Source organism: Pseudomonas sp. AGC41, assembly GCF_057334555.1.
The window spans coordinates 16765-23648 of the sequence record NZ_JBHFJB010000151.1; the positions used below are offsets into that span (position 1 = coordinate 16765).

Genomic DNA, 6884 nt, shown 5'->3' on the forward strand with positions numbered 1-6884 from the left:
GGGCTGCGCAGCGGCCCCGTCCTTAAAAGCGACGACTGCTTCGCAGCCGAGCGGGAGCCCCCCCCCCCCCCCGCCACGGTATTTCCCTCTCTGGATCCGGTGCATATACGTCGATCCCAACCTTTTTTGACAGCATCACATTTCAACAGGTTAGAATCGCTGGCACGCAGACTGCATGGTCAGTTTGCGCCTGCCCCCTCAAGATTCCGGAGTACTGCCTTTGACTGCGACGACCATCAACAGCCTGTTCTTGATCGGCGCGTTGCTGGTGAGTGCGAGCATCCTGGTCAGTTCTCTTTCGTCGCGCCTGGGCATCCCGATCCTGGTGATCATTCTCGCCGTGGGCATGGTCGCCGGCGTGGACGGTGCCGGTATTCTTTTTGATAACTATGCCACGGCCTACCTGGTCGGCAACCTCGCGTTGGCGGTCATCCTGCTCGACGGCGGCTTGCGCACGCGGGTCTCCAGCTTTCGCGTGGCATTGTGGCCGGCGTTGTCGCTGGCCACCGTCGGCGTGCTGATCACCACCGGGCTGACCGGCCTGGCGGCGGCGTGGCTATTCGACCTGAACCTGATCCAGGGGCTGCTGATCGGTGCGATCGTCGGCTCCACCGACGCTGCGGCGGTGTTTTCGCTGTTGGGCGGCAAAGGCCTCAACGAACGGGTCAGCGCCACCCTGGAAATCGAGTCCGGCAGCAACGACCCGATGGCGGTGTTCCTCACCGTTACCCTGATCGGCATGCTCGCCAGCGGCGAAACCGGCCTGCAATGGAGCCTGTTGGGGCACCTGGTGCGCGAGTTCGGTATCGGCGCCGTGATCGGCCTGGGTGGCGGCTGGCTGATGCTGCAACTGGTCAACCGCATCAACCTTGCCAACGGCCTCTACCCGATCCTGGTGATCAGCGGCGGCCTGGCTGTGTTTGCCCTGACCAACGCCCTGCACGGCAGCGGTTTCCTGGCCGTTTACCTGTGCGGCCTGGTGATCGGCAACCGCCCGATACGCAGTCGCCACGGCATCCTGCACATGCTTGATGGCATGGCCTGGCTGGCGCAGATCGGCATGTTCCTGGTGTTGGGCCTGCTGGTCACGCCCCATGACCTGCTGCCGATCGCCCTGCCCGCCCTGGGCCTGGCCCTGTGGATGATCCTCTTCGCGCGCCCGCTGTCGGTCATGGTCGGGTTGTTGCCGTTCAAGGCTTTCCACGGTCGCGAAAAGGTGTTCATTTCCTGGGTAGGCTTGCGCGGCGCCGTACCGATCATCCTCGCGGTGTTCCCGCTGATGGCCGGTTTGCCTCACGCGCAGCTCTATTTCAACCTGGCATTTTTTATCGTGCTGGTGTCGCTGCTGGTGCAGGGCACGAGCCTGCCGTGGGTCGCCAAGCTTCTGCACGTGACCGTCCCGCCAGAACCTCTGCCGATTTCCCGGGCAGCGCTGGAGGTTCACGTTACCAGCGAGTGGGAGCTGTTCATCTATCGCCTCGGTGCGGAAAAGTGGTGCATCGGTTCGCCGCTTCGAGATCTGAAAATGCCTGACGGAACCCGTATTGCGGCCCTGTTTCGTGGCCAGCAACTGCTCCATCCGTCGGGTAGTACGGTCCTGGAAGTCGGTGACCTGCTCTGTGTAATCGGCCATGAACACGACTTGCCGGCCCTGGGAAAACTGTTCAGCCAGGCACCGCAACGGGGCCTCGATCTGCGCTTTTTCGGCGACTTCGTACTCGAAGGAGACGCCCAGCTGGCCGCGGTCGCGGCGCTGTACGGGCTGCAACTCGACGGCATCGATCCGGACATGTCCCTGGGCCGCTTCATCGCCCAGAAAGTCGGGGGGGCTCCGGTGGTCGGCGACCAGGTGGAGTGGAACAGTACCCTGTGGACCGTCGCGGCCATGGACGGGAACAAGATCGGCAAAGTGGGCGTCAGATTCCCCGAAGGAAGTCGCCCGGGCCCCGGCTTGTTCCTCTAAACTGCTCCCACTCTCACTTGCTTGACCGGTCTTTATGCCTACCCTGCGCTCCTTTTTCGCCATCGCCCTGCTCGGCCTGAGTCTCTCCATCTGCACGGTGCACGCCGCCGAACCGCCTACCAGCGCCTCGGTCCAGGCCAGCCTGGACAAGATCGCCGACCGCAAACTGCCAGAGGCCGACCAGAAAGCCTTGCAGGCGGTATTGCAAAACACCCTGACCCAGCTCAGCAACAAGGCCGACTACGAACAGAAGCTGCAAGCCCTCAAGCAGCAACTGGCCAACGCCCCCAAGCAGAACATCGAGAACCAGCGCGAGCTGGCGCGGCTCAAGGGCACCAATGTGGTGCCGGTGGCGCAGCGCTACGCCAACCTGCCGATTCCCCAGCTTGAACAGATGCTGACAGAGCGCTCCACCCAGCAAAGCGACCTGCAAAAGGCCCTGGCCGACGCCAACAGCCTGGTGATCACCGCCCAGACCCGCCCCGAGCGCGCCCAGGCGGAAATTTCCGCCAGCCAGACCCGCATCCAGCAGATCAACACCCTGCTCAAGGCCGGCCGGGACGCCGGCAAGGCCCTCAGCGCCGAGCAGCGCGACCAGCTCAACGCTGAGATGGCGGCCCTCAATGCGCTGATTCCATTGCGTCGCCAGGAGCTGGCCGGCAACAGCCAACTGCAAGACCTGGGCAACAGCCAGCATGACTTGCTGTCGGAAAAGATCGACCGCATGGAGCGAGAGATCCAGGACCTGCAGAACCTGATCAACCAGAAGCGCCTGGCCCAGTCCCAGGAAACGGTGACCCAGCAATCCATCGAAGCGCAGAAGGCCGGCGGCAGCAGCCTGCTGGCGACCGAAAGCTCGGCCAACCTGAAGCTCTCCGATTACCTGCTCAAGAGCACCGACCGGCTCAACGAGGTCACCCAGCAGAACCTGCAGACCAAGCAGTTGCTCGATAGCGTCACCCAGACCGACGCCGCCCTGGATGAGCAGATCAGCGTGCTCAAGGGCAGCCTGCTGCTCTCCAAGATTCTCTACAAGCAGCGCCAGACCCTGCCACACCTGAAACTGGACCAGAACCTCGCCGACCAGATCGCCGACATCCGCCTGTACCAGTTCGAGGTCAGTCAGCAACGCGAGCTGCTGAACAATCCAAGCGCTTATGTCGACAGCCTGCTGGCGTCCCAGCCGTCGGAGCAGGTCACGCCGCAACTGCGCAAGACCCTGCTGGAACTGGCCCTGACCCGGGTCGACCTGTTGGAGCGGCTGAACCGTGAGTTGAGCGCGGTGCTCAACGAATCCATCACCTTGCAGCTCAACCAGAAGCAGCTGCTCAGTACCGCCCAGAACCTGCGGGCAACGCTCGAAGAACAGATGTTCTGGATTCCCAGCAACAAACCGCTGGATTTCGAATGGATGCGTGGCGTGCCGGCCCGCCTGGAGAAGCAGGTCGACTCACTGCCCTGGGCGTCGAGCCTCAGCGAGCTGGCCGATGGCCTGACCCAGCGGCCGCTGCTGTTCCTGCCCCTGGCGCTGCTGATCGGTGCGCTGCTGTGGCGACGCAAGAATCTTTATGCGCGCTTGAACAAGGTTCACCAGGATGTCGGCCACTTCAAGCGCGACAGCCAATGGCACACGCCCCAGGCGATCCTGATCAACATCCTGCTGGCGATGCCGGTGGCCCTGGCACTGGCGCTGTGCGGCTATGCCTTGCAGATCGACGCTCGCGGGCAGAACACCAACCTCGGCGCCGCGCTGTTGCAGATCGGCCAAGCCTGGCTGGTTTTCTATACCGCCTATCGAATCCTCTCTCCCGGCGGCGTCGCCGAGCTGCATTTCCGCTGGGAAAAACCCCAGGTGGAATTCCTCCAGGCGTGGATCCGTCGACTTGGCCTGGTGGTGCTGGCCCTGGTGGCGGTGGTTGCCGTGGCGGAGTTGCAGCCGTCGGCCCTGGCCGACGACGTACTCGGCATGCCGGTGGTGTTGACCTGCTACGCCTCGATGGCCTGGCTGCTCAGCCGACTGCTGCTCAGCAGCCCGACGCATACGAACGCCTCGCTGTTTCGCAAGGCCGTCGGCGTGCTGTTCACCGCGCTGCCGATCGCATTGTTCGTCGCTGTCTGCTTCGGCTACTACTACACCGCGCTGAAACTCAGCGATCGCTTGATCAATACCTTGTACCTGCTGATGTTCTGGCTGGTGATCGAAGCCACCTTCGTGCGCGGCCTGTCGGTCGCGGCCCGGCGACTGGCCTACCAGCGCGCCCTGGCCAAGCGCCAGGCGGCCAAGGAGGCCGGCGACGGCGAAACGGTGGTCGAGGAGCCGACCCTGGACATCGAGAAGGTCAACGAACAGTCCCTGCGCCTGATCCGCCTGGCCCTGCTGGGCGGTTTCATGGCCGCGCTGTACTGGGTCTGGTCGGACCTGATCAGCGTGTTCTCCTACCTGGACAACATCACCCTCTACGAATACACCAGCGGCACGGGCGTGAACATGAGCATGGTGCCCATCAGCATCGGCGACATGCTTGGCGCGCTGATTATCATCGGCATCACCTTCGCCCTGGCGCGCAACCTGCCGGGCCTGCTGGAAGTGTTTGTGCTGTCGAAGCTGAACCTGGCCCAGGGCAGCGCCTACGCTACCACCACGCTGCTGTCCTATGTCATCGCCGGCGTCGGCTTTGTCACGACGTTGTCCACACTGGGCGTGAGCTGGGACAAGCTGCAATGGCTGGTGGCCGCGCTGTCGGTGGGCCTGGGTTTCGGCATGCAGGAGATCTTCGCCAACTTCATCTCCGGCATCATGATCCTGTTCGAGCGCCCGGTACGGATCGGCGACACCATCACCATCGGCAACCTGTCGGGCACGGTCAGCAAGATCCGCATTCGCGCGACCACCATCACCGACTTCGATCGCAAGGACATCATCGTCCCGAACAAGACATTCATCACCGGGCAATTGATCAACTGGTCGCTGACCGACACCGTGACCCGGGTAACCCTGAAACTCGGCGTGGACTACGGCTCGGACCTGGATCGGGTGCGCGAACTGCTGCTCAAGGCTGCCCGCGACAACCCGCGTGTGCTGAAGGAGCCTGAGCCGATCGTGTACTTCCTGAACTTCGGTGAAAGCACCCTGGACCACGAGTTGCGCATGCACGTGCGCGACCTCGGCGACCGCAACCCGGTGCTGGACGAGATCAACCGGTTCATCAACCGGGAATTCAAGAAGGAACATATCAACATCTCGTTCCGTCAGATGGAGATCTATCTGAAGAACCTGCAAGGCCAGGAATACAAACTGGTGCCCGCCGAGCCCGACCAAAAGACCCTCGGGCCTGTGCCCTCGGCCGTGGCCAGCATCAAGCCGGTTCCGGAGCCACCGCAACAGACACTCGACTGATCGCGGGATGCCTGCGGGCGCCCCGTCGGAGATGGCCATGAAAACACTGGAAACGCTGACTTTCGATAACCGCTTCGCCCGCCTCGGCGACGGTTTCTCGGCCCACGTGCTGCCGGAGCCGATCGACAATCCGCGCCTGGTGGTTGCCAGCCAGGCCGCGATGGCGCTGCTTGACCTGGATCCGGCCGAAGCACAGACGCCACTGTTTGCCGAAATTTTCGGCGGCCACAAACTCTGGGCCGAAACCGAGCCTCGGGCCATGGTGTATTCCGGGCATCAGTTCGGCCACTACAATCCGCAACTGGGCGATGGCCGCGGGTTGTTGCTGGGCGAGGTGTACAACCAGGCCGGCGAGCATTGGGACCTGCACCTCAAGGGCGCCGGCCAGACGCCGTTTTCGCGGATGGGCGATGGCCGGGCGGTGCTGCGCTCCTCGATCCGCGAATTCCTCGCCTCCGAGGCTCTGCATGCCTTAGGCATCCCGACCACACGCGCGCTGTGTGTGATCGGCTCCGACACCCCGGTATGGCGCGAAAAGCAGGAGCGCGCCGCCATGGTGCTGCGCCTGGCGCCGAGCCATGTGCGCTTCGGGCACTTCGAATACTTCTACTACACCAAGAAACCTGAGTTGCACGCGGCCCTGGCCGAGCACGTGCTGAACCTGCATTTCCCTAAATGCCGGGAGGAGCCGGAACCGTACCTGGCGATGTATCGAGAGATTGTCGAACGCAACGCCGAGTTGATTGCCAAATGGCAGGCCTACGGTTTCTGTCACGGGGTGATGAATACCGACAACATGTCGATACTGGGCATCACCTTCGACTTCGGCCCTTTCGCCTTCCTCGACGACTTCGACGCCAACTTCATCTGCAACCACTCCGACGACCAGGGCCGCTATTCATTCAGCAACCAGGTGCCCATCGGCCAGTGGAACCTCAGCGCCCTGGCCCAGGCCCTGACCCCCTTTATCAGCGTCGACGCCCTGCGCGAAACCCTCGGTCTGTATCTGCCGCTGTACCAGGCCCATTACCTGGACCTGATGCGCCGCCGCCTCGGCCTGACCCGCGCAGAAGAGGATGACCAGAAGCTGGTGGAGCGCCTGCTGCAACTGATGCAGAACAGCGGCGTCGACTACAGCCTGTTTTTCCGTCGCTTGGGCGAACAGGCGCCCGAACAGGCCGTCGCCCATCTGCGCGATGACTTTGTCGACCTAAAGGGTTTCGATGCCTGGGGCGAGCTTTACGTCGCTCGGGTCAATCGCGAGGGCACTGTCGATCAAGACCAGCGCCGAGCCCGCATGCACGCGGTCAATCCGTTGTATGTATTGCGCAACTATCTGGCGCAAAAAGCCATCGACGCCGCCGAATCAGGCGACTACGAAGAAGTCCGCCGCCTGCACGGCGTACTGTCCCGTCCGTTCGAGGAACAACCGGGCATGGACAGCTACGCCGAAAGGCCGCCGGAATGGGGCAAGCACCTGGAGATCAGTTGCTCGTCGTAACGACCTGCCAGACACATGGCCCC

At 63.0% G+C, this 6884-nt stretch carries 3 protein-coding genes; all 3 read left to right on the forward strand.

Going from position 1 to position 6884, the window contains the following annotated elements; genetic code table 11:
- The first annotated feature begins 220 nt into the window (after positions 1-220).
- From ACE04F_RS24685 to selO, 3 genes are read left to right on the forward strand one after another with little or no spacing between them, the layout of a single operon-like run.
- Positions 221-1963: a potassium/proton antiporter gene (locus ACE04F_RS24685; RefSeq protein WP_305497295.1), complete on the forward strand. Its 1743-nt coding sequence runs from the start codon at positions 221-223 to the stop codon at positions 1961-1963.
- A 34-nt stretch (positions 1964-1997) separates the two neighbouring features.
- Positions 1998-5360 carry a mechanosensitive channel MscK gene (mscK, locus tag ACE04F_RS24690; RefSeq protein ID WP_486110312.1) on the forward strand — a complete coding sequence of 1121 codons (3363 nt, stop codon included), beginning with the start codon at positions 1998-2000 and terminating at the stop codon, positions 5358-5360.
- Positions 5361-5397: 37 nt separating this feature from the next.
- Positions 5398-6861, forward strand: a complete 1464-nt coding sequence (gene selO, locus ACE04F_RS24695) for a protein adenylyltransferase SelO (RefSeq protein WP_486110313.1) — start codon at positions 5398-5400, stop codon at positions 6859-6861.
- The last annotated feature ends 23 nt before the right edge of the window (positions 6862-6884 follow it).